Here is a 23,185-nt window from a genome sequence, read left to right as displayed (position 1 = left end):
AGTGTAAACTTTTTTACTGCACGATGGCGGTAGCTAGAAAACCCGTTACAGAATGACGGCGCGGCAAGCGGAAATTGTTCTGAGTCTTGAATATTGCTGTCATCTTGCCATGGCGTGCGGGGTGTTGCGTGAATCGTCAAAACACCGTGCGCACACCATGCGGCCATGCCGCTGGCGGATCGGGATGCGAAGGGAACAGGAGCGCACCCCGCCACACACGCCAGAGGCGAGCGGCCCAAGGTTGGGGGAGGCTGACCCGACATCATACGCCCCTTCGGGGTGACTCGACGGCCCACGCGGGTGAACGACCGCGCGCGAGGGTTCAGTTCAGGCAGGACGCGCGGGGCTATCGTGGCCCCACGGACGGCTCGGTGCGTCCAGGCCGATGGCATCAGGGCCGTCCCACGCGGAGGGAAGAACTTGCCCAAGGACACCACGAACCATCCCGATCTTCTGGCCGGCGCGCATGTGGACGCGGCCGCCTACGACCGGATGTATGCCGAGTCGATCGAAAACCCCGAGGCGTTCTGGGCCGAGCACGGGAAGCGCATCGACTGGATCAAGCCCTTCACCAAGGTCAAGGACACGTCCTTTGCCCATGACGATGTGCACGTGCGCTGGTTCGAGGACGGCACGCTGAACGTGGCCGAGAACTGCATCGACCGCCATCTTGCCACCAAGGCCGACCAGACCGCGATCATCTTCGAGCCCGACAGCCCCGAGGAAGAGGCGCAGCACATCACCTACAAGCAGCTGCACGAAGAAGTGGGCCGCTTTGCCAACGTCCTGAAGGAACTGGGCGTCGAAAAGGGCGACCGCGTCGTTCTGTACCTGCCGATGATCCCCGAAGCGGCTTATGCGATGCTGGCCTGTGCCCGGCTTGGCGCGATCCACTCGGTCGTCTTCGCGGGCTTCAGCCCCGACGCGCTGGCCAGCCGGGTGAACGACTCGCAGGCCAAGGTCGTCGTGACCTCGGACGGCGCGCCGCGCGGCGGCCGCATCACCGAGTTGAAGGACAACGTGAACAAGGCGCTGCTGCATTGCGACGACCATGTGAAGTGCCTTGTCGTGAAGCGCACCGGCCAGCAGGTTGCCTGGGTCGCGGACCGCGATGTGTGGTATGACGACATCGCCGCGAACGTATCGACCTTCTGCCACGCGGCGGAAGTGGGCGCGGAAGACCCGCTGTTCATCCTTTACACCTCGGGCTCGACCGGGAAGCCGAAGGGCGTGGTGCACAGCTCGGGCGGCTACCTTGCCTATGCCGCGATGACCCATCAGTACACGTTCGATTACCATGACGGCGACGTGTTCTGGTGCACGGCGGACGTGGGTTGGGTCACCGGTCACAGCTACATCGTTTATGGCCCGCTGGCCAATGGCGCGACCACGCTGATGTTCGAGGGCGTGCCGACCTACCCCGATGCGGGCCGGTTCTGGGCCGTCTGCGAAAAGCACAAGGTCACCCAGTTTTACACCGCACCGACCGCCATTCGCCTGTTGATGGGCCAGTCGGACGAGTTCGTGACCAAGTATGACCTCTCCAGCCTGAAACTGCTGGGCTCGGTCGGCGAGCCGATCAACCCCGAGGCGTGGAACTGGTACAACGAGGTTGTCGGCAAGGGGAAATGCCCGATCGTCGACACGTGGTGGCAGACGGAAACCGGCGGCCACCTGATCACGCCGCTGCCCGGCGCGACCGCCCTGAAACCCGGCTCGGCCACCAAGCCTTTCTTCGGCGTGCAGCCGGTTCTGCTGGATGCGACCAGCGGTGAGGAAATCCACGAGACCGAGGCCGAGGGCGTGCTGTGCATGAAGGACAGCTGGCCGGGCCAGATGCGCACGCTCTGGGGCGACCCGGACCGCTTCGTTCAGGCCTATTTCAGCGACTACAAGGGCTATTACTTCACCGGGGACGGCTGCCGCCGCGACGGGGATGGGTATTACTGGATTACCGGCCGCGTCGATGACGTGATCAACGTGTCCGGTCACCGGATGGGCACGGCGGAAGTGGAATCGGCGCTGGTCGCGCATGATGCCGTCTCCGAGGCCGCCGTCGTCGGCTACCCGCACGAGCTGAAGGGCCAGGGCATCTACTGCTACGTCACGCTGATGTCGGACGAGACGCCCTCGGACGAGCTGGTGAAAGAGCTTCAGACCTGGGTCCGCAAGGAGATCGGCCCGATCGCCAAGCCCGATGTCATCCAGTTCGCCCCCGGCCTGCCCAAGACGCGCTCGGGCAAGATCATGCGCCGCATCCTGCGCAAGATCGCCGAGAACGATTTCGGCAGCCTCGGTGACACCTCGACGCTGGCCGATCCCTCGGTCGTCGATGACCTCATCGCCAACCGCGCGAACAAGTGAGCGGGGCCGTGAAGGACATGACCGAGACACGCGCCGTGAACCTGATCCTGCTGGGCCCTCCGGGGGCCGGCAAGGGCACGCAGGCCCGCATGCTGGAGGAGCGCTTTGGCCTCGTCCAGCTGTCCACGGGCGACCTGCTGCGCGGCGCGGTGGCCGCGGGCACCGAAGCCGGGAAGGCCGCCAAGGCCGTGATGGAAGCGGGCGAGCTGGTCTCGGACGAGATCGTGCTGGCCGTGCTGAAGGATCGGCTGGACGCGCCGGACGTGGCCGCGGGCACCATCCTTGACGGGTTCCCGCGCACCGCCGCGCAGGCCGAGGCGCTGGACGCGCTGCTGGCCGAGCGGGGGCAGACGATCGACGCCGCCATCAGCCTCGAGGTCGAGGACGACGCCATGATCGCCCGCGTCTCGGGCCGCTATACCTGCGCGGCCTGCGGCGAGGGGTATCACGACCAGTTCAAGCAACCGAAGGCCGAGGGCGTTTGCGACAAGTGCGGCGGCACCGAGATGAAGCGCCGCCCCGACGACAACGCCGAGACAGTGCGCACGCGGCTGGAGGCCTACCACGCGCAAACCGCGCCGCTGATCGATTACTACCGCGCCCGGGGCGCCCTGACCGAGGTGCCCGCCATGGGCGAGATCGGCCAGATCGCCACCCAGCTTGCCGCCATCGTCGGCGCGCAGACGGGTCAGACGACGGACGCGTGACACGAAATTCGCCGCCGTCCGATCGGAGGGATCGGGCGGCGGCGGGTCATTCCCGGCGGTGAACACACCAGGGCCGGGCCTTTCGAAGGGAGAAGCAAATGGCAGAACAGCCGAACAACAACGCGTACTGGTCTGCGAACATCCGCCTCGTCACCTACTGTCTGGTGATCTGGGCGCTTGTTTCGTACGGCTTTGCGATCCTGCTGCGGCCGATGCTTTCGGGCATTTCGGTCGGCGGCACCGATCTGGGCTTCTGGTTTGCCCAGCAGGGATCGATCCTCGTCTTCCTGGTCCTGATCTTTTTCTACGCCTGGCGCATGAACAAGATCGACCGCGAACACGGCGTGGACGAATAAGAGGGGACGATCGGAACAATGGATCAGACAACACTCAATATCATCGTCGTGGGGCTGTCGTTTGCGCTCTACTTCGGTATCGCGATCTGGGCGCGCGCAGGCTCGACCAGTGAATTCTACGCCGCCGGTCGCGGCGTGAACCCTGTCGTCAACGGCATGGCCACGGCGGCCGACTGGATGTCGGCAGCCTCGTTCATCTCGATGGCGGGCCTGATTGCCTTTGTCGGCTACAACAACTCGTCCTTCCTGATGGGCTGGACCGGCGGCTACGTGCTGATGGCGCTGCTGCTTGCCCCCTACCTGCGGAAGTTCGGCAAGTTCACGGTGCCCGAGTTCATCGGGGATCGCTACTATTCGACCACCGCGCGCATCGTGGCGGTCGTCTGCCTGATCGTCATCTCGATCACCTACGTGATCGGCCAGATGTCGGGCGCAGGCGTGGCGTTCGCCCGCTTCCTCGAAGTGGACCGGGACCTCGGCCTCTACATCGCAGCCGGCGTCGTGCTGGTCTACGCGGTGCTGGGCGGCATGAAGGGCATCACCTACACGCAGGTGGCGCAGTACTGCGTCCTGATCGTGGCCTACACCATCCCGGCGATCTTCATCTCGCTGCAACTGACCGGCAACCCGATCCCGGGTCTGGGCCTGTTCTCGAACATGTCCGAAGGCACCGCCGGCGCCGGCCAGCCGCTGCTGGTGACGCTGGACGGCCTGCTGACCGACCTGGGCTTCAACCAGTACACCGAGGGCACCAGCCCGGTGAACATGGCGCTGTTCACGCTGTCGCTGATGATCGGTACCGCCGGTCTGCCGCACGTGATCATCCGCTTCTTCACCGTGCCGAAAGTGGCCGACGCACGCTGGTCCGCCGGTTGGGCGCTGGTCTTCATCGCGCTGCTCTACCTCACGGCCCCTGCCGTGGGCGCCATGGCCCGTCTGAACATCATGACGACGATGTGGCCCCAGGGCGTGGAAGGCGAAGCCGTGGCACAGGAAGACCTGCCCGACTGGTTCGAAACCTGGTCCGTGACCGGCCTTCTGGCGGTCGAGGACAAGAACGGCGACGGCCGCATCCAGTACTACAACGAGAACTCGGAAGAGATGCAGGCCCTGGCCGCCGAGCGTGGCTGGGAAGGCAACGAGCTTGTCACCTTCAACCGTGACATCCTGGTTCTGGCCAACCCCGAGATTGCACAGCTTCCGGGCTGGGTGATCGCGCTGATCGCAGCCGGTGGTATCGCGGCGGCCCTGTCCACCGCGGCGGGCCTGTTGCTGGCCATCTCGTCGGCCATCAGCCACGACCTCATCAAGTCGACGCTGAACCCCAACATCTCGGAAAAGGGCGAACTTCTGGCCGCCCGGATCTCGATGATCGGGGCCATCGCGGTGGCGACCTGGCTGGGTCTGAACCCGCCGGGCTTCGCGGCGCAGACCGTGGCGCTGGCCTTTGGGCTTGCGGCGGCCTCGCTCTTCCCGACGCTGATGATGGGCATCTTCTCGAAGCGGATGAACTCGGCCGGGGCGACCTGGGGCATGTTGGCCGGTCTGTTGACGACCTGCCTGTATCTCTTCACCTACCTTGGCTGGTTCTTCATCCCCGGCACCAACATGCTGGAGAACACCGCCTCGAACTACCTGTTCGGCATCCCGCCGGCATCCTTCGGCCCGATCGGGGCAGTGGCGAACTTCGCCGTCGCCTACATTGTTTCGAAGATGACCGCCGAACCGCCGCAGGAAATCCAGGAACTGGTGGAATCGATCCGCGTCCCGCGCGGTGCCGGTGCCGCCACCGGTCACTGAGACCTGGCAAAGACAGGGCCTGCGACATTGCAGGCCCTGTTCATGACACCGGCGCATCCCGACACCTTCGGGGTGCGCCGTTTCACTTTCGGGGGTTGCCGCCATGGCACTGGATATCGAGAGCCTTCTTGCCCACACGCACCCGTATGACGTGCTGACCCCGGCCGAGCGCGCCGCGCTGACCGAAGAGGTCGGGCTGGAAGAGATCGCCGCCGGGCAGACGATCTACGAACAAGGCGCCCCCCAGACCGAGCTTTTCCTGATCCTGTCGGGCCGCGTCGACATCACCGACGCGGGCGGCGAGGTCCTGTCGATCCTCGGGCCGCGCAATTCCTTCGGCGAACGGGGGCTGATGCGCGACGGGATCGCCGCTGTCACCGCCAGGGCCGCCGAGGACAGCCGCCTGCTGACCATCCCGGCCGCCATCTTTCACCGGCTGGTGAAAGAGCATCCCGAGATCAACCGCTTCTTCGACCGCACCCGCCCCGCCCGTCCGCGCCGCAAGGACGTGACGACCATGGCGCTGGCCGAGTTGATGACGCCCGACCCGCTGACCTGCCCGCCCGACACACCGCTGATCGAGGCCGCGCGCAAGATGCGCGACCTGAAGGTCTCCTGCATCATCGTGACAGAGGCGGGGGCGGTCGCGGGCATCCTGACCGCGCGCGACCTGACCAACCGGGTGCTGGCCGAGGGCATCGCCTACGAAACCCCGGTGCACGAGGTGATGACCCGCGGGCCGGTTACCCTGCCCTCCAGCGCGCTGGTGGCCGATGTGCTGAACACGATGATGGAGCGCGGGATCACCCATATGCCGGTGGTCGATGCCGGGAAGCTGACCGGCATCCTGACGCAAACCGACCTGATCCGGTTCCAGGCGACCTCCTCCGCGGCGCTGATCCAGGATATCGCGCGCGCCCCCGACAGCGCGGCGCTGGCTGGTTACGTGAAGCGCATCCCGGAGTTGCTGGTGCAACTGGTCGCGCAGCAGAACGCGCACCAGGTCGTCACGCGCCTGATCACCGATATCGCCGATGCCGCGACGCGCCGGTTGCTCGTGCTGGCCGAGGAAAAACTGGGCCCGCCGCCGGTGCCGTACCTGTGGCTCGCCTGCGGTAGCCAGGGGCGGCAGGAACAGACCGGCGTCAGCGACCAGGACAACTGCCTGATCCTCGACGATGCGGTGACGCCGCCCGACGACGCCTATTTCGCGGAACTGGCGAAATTCGTCTCGGACGGGCTGGACGAGGCGGGGTATTTCTACTGCCCTGGCGACATGATGGCGACGAACATCAAGTGGCGCCAACCCCTGCGCGTCTGGCGCGACTATTTCCGCGGCTGGATCAACACGCCCAACCCCGAGGCACAGATGCTGGCCAGTGTCATGTTCGACCTGCGCCCAATCGGCGGGAATTTCAGCCTGTTCTCGGACCTGCAGGCCGAGACGCTGGAGGCGGCGGGCAAGAACTCGATCTTCGTGGCGCATATGGTCGCCAATTCGCTGAAGCATCACCCGCCGCTGGGGCTGTTCCGGGGCTTTGCGACCGTGCGTTCGGGCGAGCACAAGAACCAGATCGACCTGAAGATGAACGGCGTCGTTCCGGTGGTCGATCTGGGCCGCATCTACGCGCTGCAAGGCGGCCTGAGCGAAGTGAACACCCGCGCCCGCCTGCAAGCCGCGATCGAAGGCGGGGCCGTGTCAACAACCGGCGGGCGCGACCTGCTCGACGCCTATGACATGATCGCGGAAACCCGGCTGGCGCATCAGGCCTCGCAGATCCGCAAGGGCGAGGCGCCGGACAATTTCATGGCGCCCACCGACCTGAGCGATTTCGAGCGCAGCCATTTGCGCGACGCCTTCGTCGTGATCAAAACCATGCAGAACGCCGCCGGCTCGGGCCGCGGCATCCTGAGCTGAAAGGAACCGACGACCCATGTTCTGGTCGCTGATCGCAACCCTTCTTGCCGGCCTTGCCGGGGCCGGCATCGCGATGCTGCTCAACCGCGCGACGGGCCGCCGCCTACCGAAATGGATCACGCCGATCTTCGCGGGGGGCTTCATGCTGGCCGCGACCATCGGGCAGGAATACGGCTGGTACGACAATGCCCGCGCCACGCTGGGGGACGTGACCGTCATCCAGACCCGCGAGCAGCAGGCCTGGTGGCAGCCCTGGACCTACCTGCGCCCCTTCACCCGCGGCTTCGTGGCCTATGACCCGTCGGAAACGGTCGAGATCGGCGAAGGCTCGGGCGTGTCGGTCGTCCAGATGCAGGTGATGGAGCGCTGGCAACCCGCCATCGTGCTGCCCGTGCTGGTCGATTGCGGGGCAGGCGCGCGGGCCGAGATCACCGAAGAGGTGGAGTTCGCCGAAGATGGCACCATCACCGGCGCCGAATGGCTGACGGTCGCGGGAGACGACCCGATCCTGAATGCCGTCTGCGGCGGGGAGGCCGCAACCGGCAGCTAAATCCGGGTGACGGGGCGATGCGCGACCGCCCCGACGCGCCGGGACCGAAAACGGGGCAAGGAGGAGGCCCCCAAGAGATGTTGACCAGATTGTCCCTGCGTTTGCGCATATTCCTGTTCTTCGCCTTTCTCGCCCTGGCCAGTTCGGCCCTGGCAATCGCGGGGCTGGCCCTTGGCTATTCGCGATTGGGCGAAGCGCATGCGCTGTCGGCCTTCGTCATCGCGGGCGTGATCGCCGTCTTCGCGATCTTTGCCCTGACCACATGGGTCTGGGTCCTGTTCGACGAGAACGTGGCCAAACCGGTGGAGCGCCTGGCCGCCGAGATGCGCGCCCGCGCCCATGCCGACGTGGATGGCGAGATCGACCATGGCAAGGCGAAGTTCCTGGGCGATCTGGGCTCGGCCGCCGCCGCCGTCGCCTCGAACCTGACCGAGACGCGCAACGCGATGGCCTTGGCCGTGGGGCGGGAGACCGCGCGGCTGACCACCGAGAAGACGCGGCTGGAAACCCTTCTGGCCGAGATGCCCGACGGGGTGATGTTCTGCACGCCGGATCACCGGATCGCGCTTTACAACGGGCATTGCCGCGAAATCCTTGGCGAAAGCGAGGCGGTTGGCCTTGGCCGCCCGATCAGGGCGCTGCTGCGCATGGGGCCGATCGAACAGGCGTATGCGCGACTGGTGGAAGGCGAGGCGGAGGAAGGCACCGACCTTCTGGTGACGACACGGACGGGCGCGCGGTTGCTGGAGGCGCGGATGCGGCTCTTGTGGCTGGAGGGGCAGGAAACCGAGACGCCCGGCTATGTCCTGACCCTGCGCGATCTGACCGAGGGGCTGCGGGTGCATGCCGAGCGGGCGCACCTGTTCGAGGAGCTGTTGCGGGAGGTCGAGGCCGCCGCCGCGTCGATGCCTGCGCAGGAGGCCGACCGCCTTGCGGTGCTGGTAGCCGAAACGCGGGCGCGCAAGGCCCCGACCGACACGGAATGGTGGCCGATGGAGGCACTGGCCGCCCGCGACCTGGGCGCCGCGCTGACCGAACGGCTGCGGCGCAAGGGCGTCTCTCTGTTGAACGACTTGGGCGAGACGGGCCTGCGCTGCGACGGGTTCGCCATCACGCGATTGCTGGAGCGACTGGCGCTGGATTGGGGCGTGTCGCAGGCCGATCTGCGGATCGTGGCCGAGGCCGCCGACCACGTGGTGCTGAGCCTGGAAGCGCCCGGCGACGTGCCGGAGGAGGCGACGGTCTCGGGCTGGCTGGAGACGCCGCTGTCGCCGGGCCTGACCGGGTTCGCGGGGCGGGACGTGCTGACCTGCCACGGCACCGGGATCACCGCCGAACCCGCGGGGCCGGGCCGGGCCGCGTTGCGCCTGCGCCTGCCGCTGGCCGAGGCACGCCCCGCCGGGCCGACGCGCAGCGTGCTCTACGATTTCGAACTGCTCAACGCCGCCCTGCCCGAGGATCTGGCCGCCGCGGGTTTGCGCGATCTGGCCTACGTGATCTTCGACACCGAGACGACGGGCCTGAACCCGCAGGTGGACGAGATCTGCCAGATCGCGGCGGTGCGCGTGGTCAATGGCCGGATCGTCGAGGGCGAACGCTTCGACATGCTGGTCAACCCGGGGCAGGCCATTCCCGCCGCCTCGACCGCCGTGCACCACATCACGAACGAGATGGTCGCCGATGCCGTGGACGTACCCGAGGCGCTTAGGCGGTTCCATGCCTTTGCCGATGGCGCGGTGCTGGTCGCCCATAACGCGCCTTTCGACATGAGCTTCCTGCGCCGCCGCGAGCGTGAGATCGGCAAGCGCTTCGATCAGCCGATCCTCGACACGGTGCTGTGTTCCGCGATCCTCTATGGCCAGTCAGCCGAGCATACGCTGGATGCGCTGTGCGATCGGCTGGGCATCGCCATCCCCGAGGCGGACCGCCACACAGCCATCGGGGACGCCATCGGCACCGGGGAGGCGTTTCGCAAGATGATCCCGATGCTGGAAGCGGCAGAGCTGCCCAATCTGGGGGCATTGATCACCGCCTTCGACCGGCACAAGCGGCTGATCGAACATCTGAATTGACGCGCGGCCCGCGAGGGCGGACCCTTCTACAAGAAAGGATGACTTCCATGCCCCGCACGCCGCTTTACAAGGCCGCCGAGACCGAGATGATCCGCCGGATCGAGGCGGGCGACTGGCCCGTGGGCATGCGGCTGGGCAACGAGTTCCAGCTGGCCGAAGAGTTCGGCGTGAGCCAGGGAACGATGCGGCGCGCGCTGATGTCGTTGGAAGCGATGGGCCTTTTGAGCCGCAAGCCGGGGCGCGGGACCCTCGTGGCCGCGCCTGCGCCGGTTATGACGAGCAGCGCAGGTGGTGCGGGCGGGCTGGTGACACCGGAAGGCGACGCCCCGCAATTCGAGATCCATCGCGCCAAGGCCCTGACCCGCGGCGCGGATGCCGACGAAGCCACCCTGTTCGGATCCGGGCGCCTGTCGGTTTCGGAGCGAGTGTTGAAACTGGGCGGCGTGCGCGCGGCGCTGGACGAGATCGCGGTGCCCGAGGCACTGGCCCCGGCGCTGGACGAGGACGCGCCGGTCGATCTGCATGATTTCCTGTCCGCGCACGGGCTGTCGCCCGCCACGCTGGAGGATGCGCTTTGCGCGTCGATCACGACGATGGGCGAGTCTGTGACGCTGTCCTGCGACCGCTACACGCCCTTGCTGGTCCTGACCCGCGTCGCGCGCGGGGCCGACGGGGCCGTGATCGGGCGTCAGGTGTTGCGCGTGGCCGATCCGGACGTCGAATACCGGCCGGGAGGGTGAGACCCCGAGGGGTTGCGCCGGCTTTGCCGTCGCCCGGGGAGCTTTGCCGGGGGCATCGAGCCCCCGCCAAAGCGGCTGCTGTCGCAGCTGCATATTTGAAGGATAAAGATGGGGGCGGGTCCGTCATGGCCCCGCCCGGCGCGCTCAGATACCGTCGATGCACACGTATTTGGTGTCGAGGTAATCTTCGAGCCCCTGGCTGCCGCCCTCTTTCCCGAGGCCGGATTCCTTGACGCCGCCGAAGGGGGCTTCAACCGTGGTGATCATGCCCGAATTGATGCCGATCATGCCATAATTCAGCGCCTCGTTCAGGCGGAAGGCGCGGGAAAGGTCCTGCGTATAGACGTAGGATGCGAGGCCGAACACGGTGTCATTGGCCATGCGCACGGCCTCGTCCTCGGTCTCGAACTTGAAGACGGGGGCGAGCGGGCCGAAGATTTCTTCCTTGGCGAAGGCCATGTCCTGCGTCGCGCCGGTCAGAACGGTGGGCTGGAAGAAGGTGCCGCCGAGTTGGTGGCGCGAGCCGCCGAGCGCGACCTCGGCCCCCTTGCCCTTGGCGTCGTCGAGCAGTTCCTCGACCTTCTTCACGGCGTCCTTGTCGATCAGCGGGCCTTGCGCCACGTCCTCGTTCCGGCCATCGCCGACCTTCAACTCGCGGGTCTTTTCGACCAGCTTTTCGACGAAAGCGTCATAGAAGCCCGACTGCACGTAGATGCGGTTGGCGCAGACGCAGGTCTGGCCGGAATTGCGGTATTTCGAGACGATGGCGCCCTCGGCGGCCTTGTCGAGATCGGCATCGTCGAAAACGATGAAGGGCGCGTTGCCGCCCAGTTCCATCGAGACCTTCTTGACCGTGTCGGCGGATTGCCGGATCAGCTCCTTGCCCACTTCGGTCGAGCCGGTGAAGGTGATCTTGCGCACTTCCTCGCGCGCCATCATGGCGCCCGCGATCTTGCGGGCCGAGCCGGTCACGACGTTCACCGTGCCCTTGGGATAGCCCACCTCTTCGGCCAGCGCGGCCCAGGCGAGGCCCGAATAAGGGGTGGCGGTGGCGGGTTTGGCGACGATGGGACAGCCCACGGCCAGCGCGGGCGCGAGTTTGCGCGCGAGCATCGAGGAGGGGAAGTTCCATGGCGTGATCATGCCGACGACGCCCACGGGGTGTTTCGTGACCAGGATGCGGCGGCCATTGACCCCGGCGGGCACGATCTCGCCCTTGGCGCGGCGGGCTTCTTCGGCGAACCAGCGGACATATTGCGCGCCGATGGCGATCTCGCCCTTGGCCTCGGTGATGGGTTTGCCCATTTCGATGGTCAGCAACTCGGCCAGGGCCTGCTGGTTGTCCATCAGCGCATCGTGGAGTTTCCACAACAGGCCCACACGGCTCATCAGGTCCATCGCGGCGAAGTCGGGGAAGGCGGCGGCGGCGGCATCGATGGCGCGCATCGTTTCGGCCTCGCCCGACGCCGGGACGGTGCCGATCACCTCCTCGGTGGCGGGGTTGGTGACCTCGATCGTCTCGCCGCTATCGGCGCCGATCCACGCGCCGCCGACGAAATTCGCCTCGCGCATCCATGTTGTCCAGTCACTCATGTCGTTCCCTCCTCTGTCATCTGCCGGCCCATGCGTGTCGCCACGTCGAGCATGCGGCAGGAAAATCCCCATTCGTTGTCATACCAGCCGAAGACGCGGAGCATGCCGCCTTTCGACCGCTTGATCTCGGGCCCCGCGATGACGAGGCTTTCGGACCGGGCGCGCAGATCGCTGCTGACCAGCGGCTTGTCCGTCCAACCGATGACCGGGCCCGCCTGTTCCCCGAGATGGGCGCGGGCCTCCTCGACCGAGGGGCGGTCGCGCGTCATGACGGCCAGATCGACGCAGGACACGCTGGCCGTCGGCACCCGCACGGCCGATCCGGTGACGCGGCCCGCCAGATGCGGCAGCACCACATCAACCAGCTTCTCGGCGCTGGTGGTGGTGGGCACCATGGAGAGCGCGGCGGCGCGGGACCGCGCGGGGTTGGCCATTGGCATGTCCACGGTGGGCTGGCTGCCGGTGTAGCAATGCACCGTCGTCATCAGGGCCGAGTCGAGGCCCCAGGCCTCGTCGATCAGGCGGATCAGCGGGGCGATGGCGTTCGTCGTGCAGGACGCGTTGGACACGATCCGATGCGCGGGTGCGAGACGCTGGTCATTGGCGCCCAGCACCACGGTCAGATCGGCCTGCGGCGACGGCCCGGACACGAGGACGCGCCCGGCCCCGGCGGCAAGCCCGGCCTCGGCGAAGGCGCGGTCGCTGGCGCGCCCGGTGCAATCCATCAGGATGTCGATCCCGGACAGGTCCAGCCGCGCCGGGTCACGTTCGCCGCTGAGCGGCAAGGCATGTCCATCAACGACGAGGGCGCCGTCCCGGGTTTCGACGCTACCGCGCCAGGGGCCGAAAACGCTGTCGTATTCAAAGAGGTAGGCGCAGGTGTCGAGCGGCGCGATATCGTTGATCGCGACGATCTCGATCTCGGGCCAGGTCGCGCGCGCGCCCGCCCAGGCGCGCAGAACGGACCGTCCGATACGCCCAAATCCGTTGATCGCCACCCGGATGGTCATGGCCGATATCCCCTCGCCTGCCTCGTCGCGCGCACCCTGCCCCGGCGTCTCGGGCACCGCAAGGGGCCGTGACGGCCTCGGTCAGGGCGTGTCGGGATAGCCGAATTTCTCGAACATCCAGGCGAAGCGGTCGCGGATCGCGGCGACGCGGTCGGGATGGGGGGCGAACATCTCGGCGGGGCTGGCCTTTTTCGGGCGATGGCCACCCTTGGCGCGCGTGCCGGCGAAGGTCTCGGCCAGCCCTGACAACTCGGGGCGGGCGGCTTCAAGCGCCGCGATATCCTCGGCGAAATGCTCGTAGCGGATGTAGAAGTCGATGATGTCGCGCCCGTCGATGAAATATTGTTCCTCGTTATGTTCCAGCACCCGGAAAATCTCGGGGCCGGAAATCCACGCCGAGAAATCGGCACCCTCGGGCTTGTTGCGGTTGGACCAATAAAACTTGGACACGACGGTATCGAACGGGTTTCGGACGATGGAAATCTTGAACGCGGCATCAAACGCCTCGGCACCGAGGTGGCGGCGGACATCGGCGGCGGGAATGTGGTTACGGTAGCGCCGCGGCCATTCCAGTTTTTTCGCGAACCGGCGGCGGGACTTCCGGTCGTTCAGGAATTCGGACAGCCCGCCTTTGAAGTTCTGGGCCCCGCGAAAGCCGCGTTCGCGGCGGGCGGCCTCGTCGGTGCGGGTGATGGGCGTGATGATATCGTTCGGCCCGGCAAAACGCGACAGGGCGATCTCGAAGGATGTGCCGGCCACTTTGCGCGGCTTGAGGAACAGGATCTTGGGATCGGAGAGATAGATCACGGGCGCGCGCTCACTCTGCTGCGGGGATCGGTCGGCTGGGGCGTGGCTTACACCGCCGCGCGGGACTTGTCGAACCTAGCGCTCTCCCCTGCGATAGGGGACCATGAGGGCCTGCGGCACCCTTGCCCGGCGGGCCATGACGACCAGCGCGAGGATGGACAGGACGTAGGGCAGCATCAGGAACAACTGGTAGGGCACGCCATCGACGACCGTCTGCAAGCGCAGCTGGAACGCGTCGAAGAACGCGAAGAGGACCGCCCCCAGAAGCGCCCGCCCCGGCCGCCAGAGCGCGAAGACGACAAGCGCGATACAGATCCAGCCGCGGCCCTGCACCATGGTCGGGAAGAAGGAGTTGAAGGCGGCCAGCGTCAGGAAGGCCCCGGCCAGCCCCATCAGCGCCGAGCCTGCCATGATGGTGCCGATGCGCAGCCAGATCGGGTCAATGCCCTGTGCATCCACCGCGTGGGGGTTTTCACCCGTCATCCGGATCGCGAGGCCCAGCGGCGTCCGGTAGAGCACCCAGGCGATGACAAGCACCAGCCCGAGCGCAAGGCAGGTGGGTGCGGTCTGGTTGAAGAGGACCGGGCCGAGGAAGGGGATGTCGGACAGAACGGGGACTTCGAGCGCGCGAAACGGCTCGACCGTCGGCGGAGAGGTCGCCGTCGGCACCGCGAGGCGGAAGATGTAGTAGGAAAAACTGGAGGCGAAGAGCGTGATGCCAAGCCCGGTGACGTGCTGGTTGAGACCAAGGGGCACGGTCAACAGCGCATGCAGCAGCCCGAACATCGCCCCGCACAGCGCCGCGACAAGCAAGCCCGCCCACAGCCCCGCCCCCATGTAAACGGTCAGCCAGCCGATCATCGCGCCGAAGGTCATGATCCCCTCGATCCCGAGGTTCAGCACGCCCACCCGCTCGCATAGCAAGACGCCAAGCGTGCCAAGGATGAAGGGCGTGGCGATGCGCAGGATGGCCTCCCACATGCCGACGGAACTGAGGATATCGAGAACCACGCTCATGGCCGCACCCGGTATTGTGTCAGGAAAATCGCGACCAGCATCGTCAGGAGCGACAGCGCAACAGTGACGTCGGCGATGTAGGACGGGATTCCGAGCGCGCGGCTCATCGAATCCGCGCCGACGAACATGACGGCAGTAAACAGCGCGGCGGCGATCACGCCGATGGGGTGGCGATTGGCGAGCATGGCGATCACGATGCCCGAATAGCCGTAATTCGGGGACAGGTCGGTTGTGACGTAGCCCTTGACCCCCATGACCTCGATCGCGCCAGCCAGCCCTGCCAGACCGCCGGACATGGCGGCCACCAGCATCAGGGTCCGGCCCAGCGGCACCCCGGCGAAAGCCGCGGCGCGGGCGTTGAGGCCGGTCGCCCGTGCGCGCAGGCCGAAGACGGTGCGCGTCTGGATCCACCAGATGGCCACGGCCAGCGCCACGGCGATCAGCAGGCCGGCATGCAGGCGCGACCGCTCCAGCAGCCGGGGCAGGCTGGCGCTGTCGGGGATCGGGACCGATTGCGGCCAGCCAAAGGCGAGCGGGTCGCGCAACGGGCCTTCGATCATCATCGAGACGAACAGGATCACGATGAAGTTCAGCAGAAGCGTGGTGACGACCTCGTCCACGCCGAAGCGCAGCTTGAGCGCCACGGGCACCAGCAACAGCAAGGCCCCCGCCACGGCCCCGGCGATGAGACAGGCAATGATCGTGACAATGGCGGGTGCCCCGGCGATGGCCGGGATCAGGCCGAAGGCGCTGACGGCCAGGGCGCCGAGATAGAATTGCCCCTCGCCGCCAATGTTCCACAGCTTCGCCCGGAACGCGACGGCGGCGGCAAGGCCCGTCAGGATCAGGGGTGTCGCGCGGGTGAGCGTTTCGGTGATGCCGAGGCGGGAGCCGAAGGCCCCGTCTAGGATCAGCCAATAGGCCTGGACCGGGTTCGCACCGGCGATGGCAATCAAGATGCCCGCCATGAGCAGCGCCGTCAGGATCGCGGCCAGCGGCGCAAGCACAGTCAGCGCGGCGGGCGTCTGTTCGCGGCGTTCAAAGCGCATCCTGGGCCTCCGGCATCTTGTCAGCGGCGGCTTCGATCTCGCGGGCGGCGTCCCAATCGCCGGCCATCATCAACCCCAGAAGGCGCGCATCGGCACGCTCGGCAGGGATGGCGGGCGAGACACGGCCATTCACGATGGCGCGGATGCGGTCGGACAGCGCGATCACTTCGTCGAGGTCCTCGGAAATCAGCAGCACCCCCGCCCCCCGGTCGCGCGCGGCGATCAGGCGGCGATGAACGCCCGCGATCGCGCCTTCGTCGAGGCCGCGACTGGGTTGGGCGGCGACGATGATCGAGGGGTCGGCTTCGAGCACGCGCCCGAGGATGAGCTTTTGCATGTTGCCACCCGACAGAAGGCCCACGCGGCCGTCCAGATGCGCCCCGCGCACGTCATAGGTGGCGAGGATATGGCGCGCCGCCGCACGGGCCGCGCTGCGCCGCACGATGCCGCGACGCGAAAACTCGGGCGCCCAGAGGCGTTCGAGCGCCACGTTCTCCCATGTGGTCATGTCGCCGAGCACGCCCTCGGCATGGCGATCCTCGGGGATGCGCCCGATCCCGGCGGCAATGGCATGGGGCACGTCATGGCGGCGCAACTCGGCGCCGTCGATTTTTACCGTTCCGCGATCCGGCGGGTAGAGGCCCGAGACCACCCCGGCCAGCGTCGTCTGCCCGTTGCCCGAAACGCCGATGATGCCCAACGTCTCACCGCCGCGCAGCATCAGGCTGACCCCGTTGAGCGCCGCGCCGCCCTTGCCGGACAGGTGCAGGTCCGTCACCTCCAGCCGCACCGCGCCGGGCTGTGCAGGGGGGCGTTTCGGGCGTTCGACGGCGCGACCGACCATCAGTTCGGCCAGTTCTTCTTTCGTCGTCTCACGCGTGGCGCGTTCGGCCACGACCCGCCCGCCGCGCAGGACGACGACCCGGTCGGACGCGGCCATGACCTCGTTCAGCTTGTGGGAAATGAAGATGATCGACAGGCCTTGCGCCGTCATCTCGCGCAAGGTCGCGAACAGGCGTTCGGATTGCTGCGTCGTCAGAACGGCAGTCGGTTCGTCGAGGATCAGGATGCGCGCGTCGTTGTAGAGCGCCTTGAGAATCTCGACCCGCTGGCGTTCGCCGACGGACAGGTCGGACACATGGGCGTCGGGATCGACCGGCAGGCCGAAACGCTCGGACAGCCGGGTCAGACGCGCCCGCGCCGCCGCCCTGTCCGAGCGCAGCCGCCAGAGCGGTTCCGTCCCGGTCATCACGTTATCGAGCACGGTCAGGTTGGCCGCGAGCGCGAAATGCTGATGCACCATGCCCACGCCCGCGTCGATCGCGGCGCGGGACTTGCCGGGCGGCAGGGTTTCCCCGTTCACGCGGACCGACCCCTCATCGGCGGTGTAATGGCCGAAGAGGATCGACATCAGCGTCGTCTTGCCCGCGCCGTTTTCCCCCAGAAGCGCGACCACCTCGCCCTTTTCGAGGTGCAGCGAGACATCGTCATTGGCCAATGTCGTGCCGAAGCGCTTGGTGATGCCGTCGAGTTCGAGAACGCGCGTCACGTCCGCCCCCCGCAGGGGACGGACCTATTCAGACAGCCGTGCGACATGTCAGGCGGGTTCGTCGAAGTTGCGCGGCACTTCGAATTCCCCGGCCATGATGGCGGCGCGCACCTCTTCCATCTCGGCGGCGGCGTCGGCAGGAACCATGTCGGCCACGTAGGAGATGTCGTTGCCGCCATCCGCCATCAGGCTGAGCGGCGTGTAATTCTTGCCGACCGGGCTGCCCGCGACGGCATCGGCCAGCGCCGTGTCCAGCAGCGGGCGGAAGGACCACAGCGCGTTCGCAAAGACGGTGCCCGGGTAGCGCGGCGTGTAGTCGATGAGCGAGCCGATGGCCGGGATGCCCCGTTCCTGCGCGGCATCCGCCGTGCCGATGCGTTCGCCGAACAGGATGTCGGCGCCCGCGTCGATCTGGGCGAGCCCGGCCTCGCGGGCGCGCGGCGGGTCGAAGAAGGTGCCGATGAAGCTGACCAGATGCGTGGCGTCGGGGTTGGTGCGCGCCACACCGTCGGCAAAGCCGTTGATCAGCATGTTGACCTCGGGGATCGGGATCGCCCCGACCGAGCCGACGATGCCGCTTTGGGTCATGCGACCGGCGAGCATGCCTGCCAGATAGGCCGCTTCCCAGTTCCAGGTGCCGAAGACGCCGAAATTGTCGCCCGCTGCCTCGCCCGACGACCCCATGAGGAAGGCCGTGTCGGGATAGTCGCCCGCAACCTCGCGCGCCTCGCGTTCGACGGCGTAGGATTCGCCCACGATCAGGACATTGCCAGCCTCGGCATATTCGCGCATGGCGCGGGGATAATCGGTGCCCGAGACGCCTTCGGAGAAGGTGTAGTCGATGACGCCTTCGGCATCGGCCGCGACCATGGCGGCGTGCAGGACGGAGTTCCACGCATTCTCGACCGGGGAGGCATGGATGCCGGCGACCTTCACCGCGGTCTGTGCACGAAGGATCGAAGGCGCGGCGAGGGTGGCGGCGCCGATGGCGGCACCGGTGGTCAGCAGATGGCGGCGATTGATGTGAAAGCGACTCAAGGTACGTCTCCTTGTTGGCAGACCGCGCAGAAGCGGTTTTCTGTTGGTGCCCAACCCTTCTCAGAATTGCGGGCGCCGTCGAGCGGCGAGGCGCATTTTACCAGACTACTCGCACAATTCATGTGCAAGAAAGGGCCTTCTGCTCAAAGCATGACCAAATCTGGCGCTCAGGACGCCGCGTTCGGCGCATAGCTGGCCGGGTCGACCGTGTCAGGCCGCCCCGCCAGCCTCAGGCGGGAGCGTTCCGGCGCGGTCTCGGCGATGACCTTGCCGCGGCGAATGACCTTGAGCCGGTTAGGCCGCAGGCGGATCGCCTCGGCCGGGTCGCGAGCCTGCAACAGGACCATGTCGGCATGACAGCCCGGCGCAAGCCCGTAGCCCTCCAGCCCCATCACGCGGGCGGGCACCTCGGTCACGGCATCGAACAGAACCGTTTTGTCGACTGCCGATCCCATCTGCGTGGCGTGCACGGCCATATTCGCCACGTCCAGAAGGTCGCCCGTGCCCATGGAATACCACGGATCGAGCACGCAATCCTGCCCGAGGGCGACGGGGATGCCGTGGGCCAGCATCTCGGGGATGCGGGTCAGGCCCCGGCGCTTGGGGTAGGTGTCGTGCCGCCCTTGTAGCATCATGTTGATCAGCGGGTTCGGGATGGCCGCCATCTCGGCCTCGGCCATCAGCGGCAGCAGCTTGGACACATAGTAATTGTCCATCGAATGCATCGAGGTCAGGTGCGAGCCCGCCACCCGCCCCTGCAAGCCGAAGCGCACCGTCTGCGCGGCCAGCGTCTCGACATGGCGCGACATCGGGTCGTCCGTCTCGTCGCAATGCATGTCGACGCGGAGGCCCCGGTCGGCGGCGATCCGGCACAGCGCCTCGACCGAGGCACGCCCGTCTTCCATCGTGCGCTCGAAATGGGGAATGCCGCCCACGACCTCGACCCCCATGTCGAGTGCGCGTTCCAGCGCCTTTTCGGCTTCGGCACAGCGGTAGAACCCGTCCTGCGGAAAGGCGACCAGTTGCAGGTCGAGGTACTCTGCCACGCGCTCGCGCACTTCGAGCAACGCCTCGACGGTGACCAGTTTCGGGTCGGACACGTCGACATGGCTGCGCACCGCCAAAAGGCCCTTGCTGACGGCAAGGTCGCAATACCGCAGCGCGCGCTCGACGACCGCCTCGCGCGTCAGGGTCGGACGCAACTCGCCCCAAAGCGCGATGCCTTCCAGCAAGGTACCCGAGACATTCATGCGCGGCAGGCCCAGCGACAGGGTCGCATCCATGTGGAAATGCGGATCGACGAAAGGCGGGGAGAGGAGATGACCCTCTGCCTCGATGACCTGGCGGGCGTCGGCGGTGATTCCCGGTTCGACCGCTTCGATCCGCGCGCCGCGGATCGCGATATCCTGGTCCACCCGTCCGTCCGGCAGGTTTGCCCCGCGGATCAAAAGATCAAACGTCATCTTGCCGTCACCCTGTGCTTTTCGTGCCGTATGCCCGGCCCCTGTCGCCCCAGCCACATGCTGCGCCGCCCGCTGGCCGACAGCAAGACCATTGCCACAGCGCCGGGTCAACTGGCCGGATCTGCGCGCAGTCCCCCTGCGACTGCAAGGGCCCCAAACCGGACATGGCTACGGCATGCCGCAGCCATCGTGCTTGATCGAAACCCCGATTGGAGCGACCCTTTCCATGCGCCGAGTCTTTTGGACCAAAAGGCCATGATGCACCGAGCAATTGCCGCCCCCGTTTCCGCCCTCGCCCTGACCCTTCTGGCCCTTGGGCCCGTGGCCGCGAATGACAGCTCTGTCGGGCTTGGCGTGGGTGGGTTGGAGTTCACCGCAACCGACAGCGTCGCGATGGTGTCGGAAGACCTTTACATCAGTCCCGACGAGGTGCGCGTGCGCTATGTCATGCGCAACCTGACGGAGGCGCCTGTGACCCTGACCGTGGGGTTCCCCCTGCCGCCGCTTGCGGATTTCAGCGATGAGTTCAACCCGCAGATCCCCTTCCCGGAACAGGCGAATTTCGTCGGCTTCTCGACCCGGATCGACGGGGAAGAGATAGAACTGACCCCTCATATCGAGGCGCTGGTCGACGGGGTGAACCATGTCGCGCTGCTGGAGGAGCTCGGGATCTCACCCGTGCCGATGTGGTCGGCGACGATCGAGGCGCTGGAGGCGCTGTCGCCCGAGGAAACCGCCCGACTGCAAGACTCGGGTCTGGTCGGGTGGGAGGGCCTCGATCCGCAATGGGAGGTGCGCGCCACCTTCCTGCGCGAGCAGACCTTTCCCGTCGGGCGCGACGTGGTGATCGAACACAGCTACACGCCCATCGCCGGGGTGAGTCTCGGGCCGCCCCTGGGGCCCGGATATGACGGGGAAACCGCCGGCGACTGGCAGCGAGAGATCGCCGAGCGTTACTGCTGGGAAGAGGCCATGGCCGCCCGCGACGCCCGCCTGGCCGAGGGCATCGCCGATATCGAGGCCGAGATCACCTATTTCAGCGCCGAAGTCGGTTACATCCTGATGACAGGGCGCAATTGGGTTGGACCGATCGGCCAGTTTTCCCTCGTGGTCGAGGGCAGCGACCCGGCCGACATGGTGTCGCTCTGCCTGCCCGGGGTCGAATACGTGTCCCAATCGCGCGCGGAGTTCCAGGCGGAAGACTTCATGCCGGACCGCGACCTCGACGTGTATTTCTACTGGGCCTTCTCGGGCCCTGTTCCGGACTGATCCGAGGTCGAGCCGGCCATTGCCCCGGCTGCGATTGCATTAAACTGTGGGAAGGTTTGGTAGCGGAGGAGGGACTTGAACCCCCGACACGCGGATTATGATTCCGCTGCTCTAACCAACTGAGCTACTCCGCCGAAGCCGGGGAGGGAGGTATGCCAACCTCTTCCGCCCGTCAACAGCAAAATCGCACGTCTCAGCGGGTCGGAACACGGGCCGCCGTGACCTCGACCTCGACCTTGAACTCGGGGCGGGTGAAGCCCGAGACGATCACCAGCGTCGAGGCCGGCAAGCGGGACAGGCCGGCGCACCAGCGATCCCGCACCAACATGTATCCGCCCATGAACGCCCGGTCGGTGACGAAGGCATTGATGCGGACCGTGTCGGAACGGGCAAACCCGGCCTCGGACAGGATCGCGTCGATCGCCGCGAAGCAAAGCTCGGCCTGCGCCTCGGGGCTTTCGGGGATCACGTCATCGGGCGAGATGCCCAACTGGCCCGAGGTGAAGACCCACTCGGCATCCTTCGGCACATACGTGCCATGCGCGTAAGCGGCAAAGGGGGGACGGATGGCGGATGGGGTCAGGGCGCGCAGGGGCATCTCGGTCATCTTTCCTGTCTTCACGTTCAGGGGCTGGTCGGGTCCGACCCTTCCCGTCCCGACCCCGATCTTCCAGATTCGTTGCGACACACCTCGTCAGGATGCACAATTTAGAGGCATTCCAAATGGCGCCGCTGGAAAAACGTGCAGCGCGGCGGAACTTCTTCGGGTCGCCCGGTGTGTCGGGCTTCCCTGCCCGCGCGGCGATCATAGGCTCGGGCCGGTTCAACCAGACCGCATAACCACCTCGGGGAGATCTTGATCATGCTTCGCACTTCTCTTTTCGCGCTGACCGCCGGGCTTATGGCAAGCACCGCCGTCGCGCAGGACCTGACCCAGGTCACCTTCGGGACCAACTGGCTGGCGCAAGCCGAGCATGGCGGGTTCTACCAGGCCGTGGCCGATGGCACCTACGCGGAATGCGGCCTCGAGGTCGAGATCGTGCCGGGCGGCCCACAGGTAAACAACCGCGCGCTGATGCTTGCCGGCCGCCTGCAATTCCACATGGGCGGCGACATGCTGCAGGCCTTCAACGCCGTGAGCGAAGACATCCCGGTCGTCGCCGTGGCCGCCATTTTCCAGAAACACCCGCAGGTCATCATCGCGCACCCCGGCGCGGCCGAAAGCTTCGAAGACCTGCGTGACCTGACCCTGCTGATCGGGGATAACGGGTTTGCCAGCTACTACCAATGGATGATCGCGGCTTACGGCTTCACCGCCGAGCAGCGCGTGCCCTACACCTTCAACCCGGCCCCCTTCCTTGCCGATGACACCGTGGGCATGCAGGGCTACCTGTCTTCTGAGCCGTATCTGGTGGAACGCGAGGGCGGATTCACGCCCGAGATTTTCCTGATCGCCGACGCGGGCTATGCCAGCTACGCCACCACGATCGAGACGATGCAACAGACGATCGACGAAAGCCCCGAGGTCGTGGAATGCTTCGTCAACGGCTCGATCCTGGGTTGGTACAACTACCTTTACGGTGACAATGCCGCGGCCAACGAACTGATCCTGGCCGACAACCCCGACATGACGCAGGACAAGATCGACTACGCCATCGCCGCGATGATCGAGAACGGCATCGTCGACTCGGGCGACACGCTCGAACTGGGCATCGGCGCCATGACGGACGAGGTGATCGGCGGCTTCTACGAGGACATGGTCGAAGCCGGCGTGCTGGACGAAGGCGTCGATTGGCAGGCCTCCTACACCACGCAATTCGTGAACCAGGGCCTCGGCCTCGACCTGCGCCCGCAGTGATCTGAAAAACCAGCGCCCGGACCGT

At 66.5% G+C, this 23,185-nt stretch carries 19 protein-coding genes and 1 tRNA gene; 10 read left to right on the top strand and 10 right to left on the bottom strand.

Features of this window, described 5'->3' with window-relative positions; translation table 11 throughout:
* Positions 1-420: 420 nt before the first annotated feature.
* From acs to KUV65_RS15150, 8 genes are all read left to right on the top strand, one after another.
* Positions 421-2,364, top strand: coding sequence for an acetate--CoA ligase (gene acs, locus KUV65_RS15185; RefSeq protein WP_222191569.1), 1,944 nt, complete (start codon positions 421-423; stop codon positions 2,362-2,364).
* A 17-nt stretch (positions 2,365-2,381) separates the two neighbouring features.
* Positions 2,382-3,071: an adenylate kinase gene (locus KUV65_RS15180; RefSeq protein WP_259549607.1), complete on the top strand. Its 690-nt coding sequence runs from the start codon at positions 2,382-2,384 to the stop codon at positions 3,069-3,071.
* Positions 3,072-3,169: 98 nt separating this feature from the next.
* Positions 3,170-3,427 (top strand): DUF4212 domain-containing protein, encoded by a 258-nt coding sequence (locus KUV65_RS15175; protein ID WP_222191568.1) that lies wholly within the window; start codon positions 3,170-3,172, stop codon positions 3,425-3,427.
* Positions 3,428-3,445: 18 nt separating this feature from the next.
* Positions 3,446-5,227 carry a sodium:solute symporter family protein gene (locus KUV65_RS15170; RefSeq protein WP_222191567.1) on the top strand — a complete coding sequence of 594 codons (1,782 nt, stop codon included), beginning with the start codon at positions 3,446-3,448 and terminating at the stop codon, positions 5,225-5,227.
* A gap of 103 nt (positions 5,228-5,330) precedes the next feature.
* Complete coding sequence (locus KUV65_RS15165; RefSeq protein WP_222191566.1) at positions 5,331-7,145, top strand: DUF294 nucleotidyltransferase-like domain-containing protein; 1,815 nt, start codon at positions 5,331-5,333, stop codon at positions 7,143-7,145.
* A 16-nt stretch (positions 7,146-7,161) separates the two neighbouring features.
* Positions 7,162-7,695, top strand: coding sequence for a hypothetical protein (locus KUV65_RS15160; protein WP_222191565.1), 534 nt, complete (start codon positions 7,162-7,164; stop codon positions 7,693-7,695).
* Positions 7,696-7,772: 77 nt separating this feature from the next.
* Complete coding sequence (locus KUV65_RS15155; protein WP_261331826.1) at positions 7,773-9,767, top strand: 3'-5' exonuclease; 1,995 nt, start codon at positions 7,773-7,775, stop codon at positions 9,765-9,767.
* 47 nt (positions 9,768-9,814) lie between these two features.
* Complete coding sequence (locus KUV65_RS15150) at positions 9,815-10,507, top strand: GntR family transcriptional regulator (RefSeq protein ID WP_222191564.1); 693 nt, start codon at positions 9,815-9,817, stop codon at positions 10,505-10,507.
* Between the two features lie 144 nt (positions 10,508-10,651).
* On the opposite strand, the gene KUV65_RS15145 is transcribed toward KUV65_RS15150, so the two are convergent.
* The 8 genes from KUV65_RS15145 to KUV65_RS15110 all read right to left on the bottom strand — a co-directional run bounded on the left by KUV65_RS15145 (position 10,652) and on the right by KUV65_RS15110 (position 20,033).
* Entirely contained in the window at positions 10,652-12,100 is a 1,449-nt protein-coding gene (locus KUV65_RS15145) for an NAD-dependent succinate-semialdehyde dehydrogenase (protein ID WP_222191563.1), read from the bottom strand.
* Positions 12,097-13,167 (bottom strand): type I glyceraldehyde-3-phosphate dehydrogenase, encoded by a 1,071-nt coding sequence (locus KUV65_RS15140; RefSeq protein ID WP_308124696.1) that lies wholly within the window; start codon positions 13,165-13,167, stop codon positions 12,097-12,099. Before KUV65_RS15140 ends, KUV65_RS15145 begins: the two co-directional genes overlap by 4 nt.
* A 24-nt stretch (positions 13,168-13,191) precedes the next feature.
* Positions 13,192-13,917, bottom strand: coding sequence for a sulfotransferase family 2 domain-containing protein (locus KUV65_RS15135; protein ID WP_222191562.1), 726 nt, complete (start codon positions 13,915-13,917; stop codon positions 13,192-13,194).
* Positions 13,918-13,992: 75 nt separating this feature from the next.
* Positions 13,993-14,934 (bottom strand): ABC transporter permease, encoded by a 942-nt coding sequence (locus tag KUV65_RS15130; protein WP_222191561.1) that lies wholly within the window; start codon positions 14,932-14,934, stop codon positions 13,993-13,995.
* A complete protein-coding gene (locus tag KUV65_RS15125) occupies positions 14,931-15,983 on the bottom strand; it encodes an ABC transporter permease (protein WP_222191560.1) in 1,053 nt (350 codons plus the stop codon). Before KUV65_RS15125 ends, KUV65_RS15130 begins: the two co-directional genes overlap by 4 nt.
* A complete protein-coding gene (locus KUV65_RS15120) occupies positions 15,973-17,532 on the bottom strand; it encodes an ABC transporter ATP-binding protein (RefSeq protein WP_222191559.1) in 1,560 nt (519 codons plus the stop codon). Before KUV65_RS15120 ends, KUV65_RS15125 begins: the two co-directional genes overlap by 11 nt.
* 48 nt (positions 17,533-17,580) lie before the next feature.
* Positions 17,581-18,570: a BMP family protein gene (locus KUV65_RS15115; protein ID WP_222191558.1), complete on the bottom strand. Its 990-nt coding sequence runs from the start codon at positions 18,568-18,570 to the stop codon at positions 17,581-17,583.
* A 167-nt stretch (positions 18,571-18,737) separates the two neighbouring features.
* Positions 18,738-20,033, bottom strand: a complete 1,296-nt coding sequence (locus KUV65_RS15110) for an amidohydrolase family protein (RefSeq protein ID WP_222191557.1) — start codon at positions 20,031-20,033, stop codon at positions 18,738-18,740.
* Positions 20,034-20,288: 255 nt separating this feature from the next.
* Between KUV65_RS15110 and KUV65_RS15105 the strand changes: the two genes are divergently transcribed.
* Entirely contained in the window at positions 20,289-21,302 is a 1,014-nt protein-coding gene (locus tag KUV65_RS15105; protein WP_222191556.1) for a DUF4424 domain-containing protein, read from the top strand.
* A 57-nt stretch (positions 21,303-21,359) separates the two neighbouring features.
* Here the strand turns inward: KUV65_RS15105 and KUV65_RS15100 are convergent.
* Together KUV65_RS15100 and KUV65_RS15095 are read right to left on the bottom strand one after the other, a co-directional pair.
* Positions 21,360-21,436: transfer RNA gene (locus tag KUV65_RS15100), tRNA-Met, on the bottom strand.
* A gap of 59 nt (positions 21,437-21,495) precedes the next feature.
* A complete protein-coding gene (locus tag KUV65_RS15095; RefSeq protein ID WP_222191712.1) occupies positions 21,496-21,900 on the bottom strand; it encodes a RidA family protein in 405 nt (134 codons plus the stop codon).
* 264 nt (positions 21,901-22,164) lie between these two features.
* Here KUV65_RS15095 and KUV65_RS15090 point away from each other — a divergent pair, with 264 nt between their 5' ends.
* Positions 22,165-23,160, top strand: coding sequence for an ABC transporter substrate-binding protein (locus tag KUV65_RS15090; RefSeq protein WP_222191555.1), 996 nt, complete (start codon positions 22,165-22,167; stop codon positions 23,158-23,160).
* Positions 23,161-23,185 lie beyond the last annotated feature (25 nt).

The organism is Maritalea mobilis, assembly GCF_019800885.1.
Lineage (GTDB): Bacteria > Pseudomonadota > Alphaproteobacteria > Rhodobacterales > Rhodobacteraceae > Roseibacterium > Roseibacterium beibuensis.
The sequence above is the reverse complement of the archived record's forward strand: the minus strand, read 5'-3'. Positions and strand labels throughout refer to the sequence as shown.

Excerpts from the sequence above, each read along its gene's own strand:
- KUV65_RS15180 (WP_259549607.1), top strand. The coding sequence starts at position 2,382 with ATGACCGAGACACGCGCCGTGAACCTGATCCTGCTGGGCCCTCCGGGG.
- KUV65_RS15175 (WP_222191568.1), top strand. The coding sequence starts at position 3,170 with ATGGCAGAACAGCCGAACAACAACGCGTACTGGTCTGCGAACATCCGC.
- KUV65_RS15170 (WP_222191567.1), top strand. The coding sequence starts at position 3,446 with ATGGATCAGACAACACTCAATATCATCGTCGTGGGGCTGTCGTTTGCG.
- KUV65_RS15165 (WP_222191566.1), top strand. The coding sequence starts at position 5,331 with ATGGCACTGGATATCGAGAGCCTTCTTGCCCACACGCACCCGTATGAC.
- KUV65_RS15160 (WP_222191565.1), top strand. The coding sequence starts at position 7,162 with ATGTTCTGGTCGCTGATCGCAACCCTTCTTGCCGGCCTTGCCGGGGCC.
- KUV65_RS15155 (WP_261331826.1), top strand. The coding sequence starts at position 7,773 with ATGTTGACCAGATTGTCCCTGCGTTTGCGCATATTCCTGTTCTTCGCC.
- KUV65_RS15150 (WP_222191564.1), top strand. The coding sequence starts at position 9,815 with ATGCCCCGCACGCCGCTTTACAAGGCCGCCGAGACCGAGATGATCCGC.
- KUV65_RS15145 (WP_222191563.1), bottom strand. The coding sequence starts at position 12,100 with ATGAGTGACTGGACAACATGGATGCGCGAGGCGAATTTCGTCGGCGGC.
- KUV65_RS15130 (WP_222191561.1), bottom strand. The coding sequence starts at position 14,934 with ATGAGCGTGGTTCTCGATATCCTCAGTTCCGTCGGCATGTGGGAGGCC.
- KUV65_RS15125 (WP_222191560.1), bottom strand. The coding sequence starts at position 15,983 with ATGCGCTTTGAACGCCGCGAACAGACGCCCGCCGCGCTGACTGTGCTT.
- KUV65_RS15110 (WP_222191557.1), bottom strand. The coding sequence starts at position 20,033 with ATGACGTTTGATCTTTTGATCCGCGGGGCAAACCTGCCGGACGGACGG.
- KUV65_RS15105 (WP_222191556.1), top strand. The coding sequence starts at position 20,289 with ATGATGCACCGAGCAATTGCCGCCCCCGTTTCCGCCCTCGCCCTGACC.
- KUV65_RS15095 (WP_222191712.1), bottom strand. The coding sequence starts at position 21,900 with ATGCCCCTGCGCGCCCTGACCCCATCCGCCATCCGTCCCCCCTTTGCC.
- KUV65_RS15090 (WP_222191555.1), top strand. The coding sequence starts at position 22,165 with ATGCTTCGCACTTCTCTTTTCGCGCTGACCGCCGGGCTTATGGCAAGC.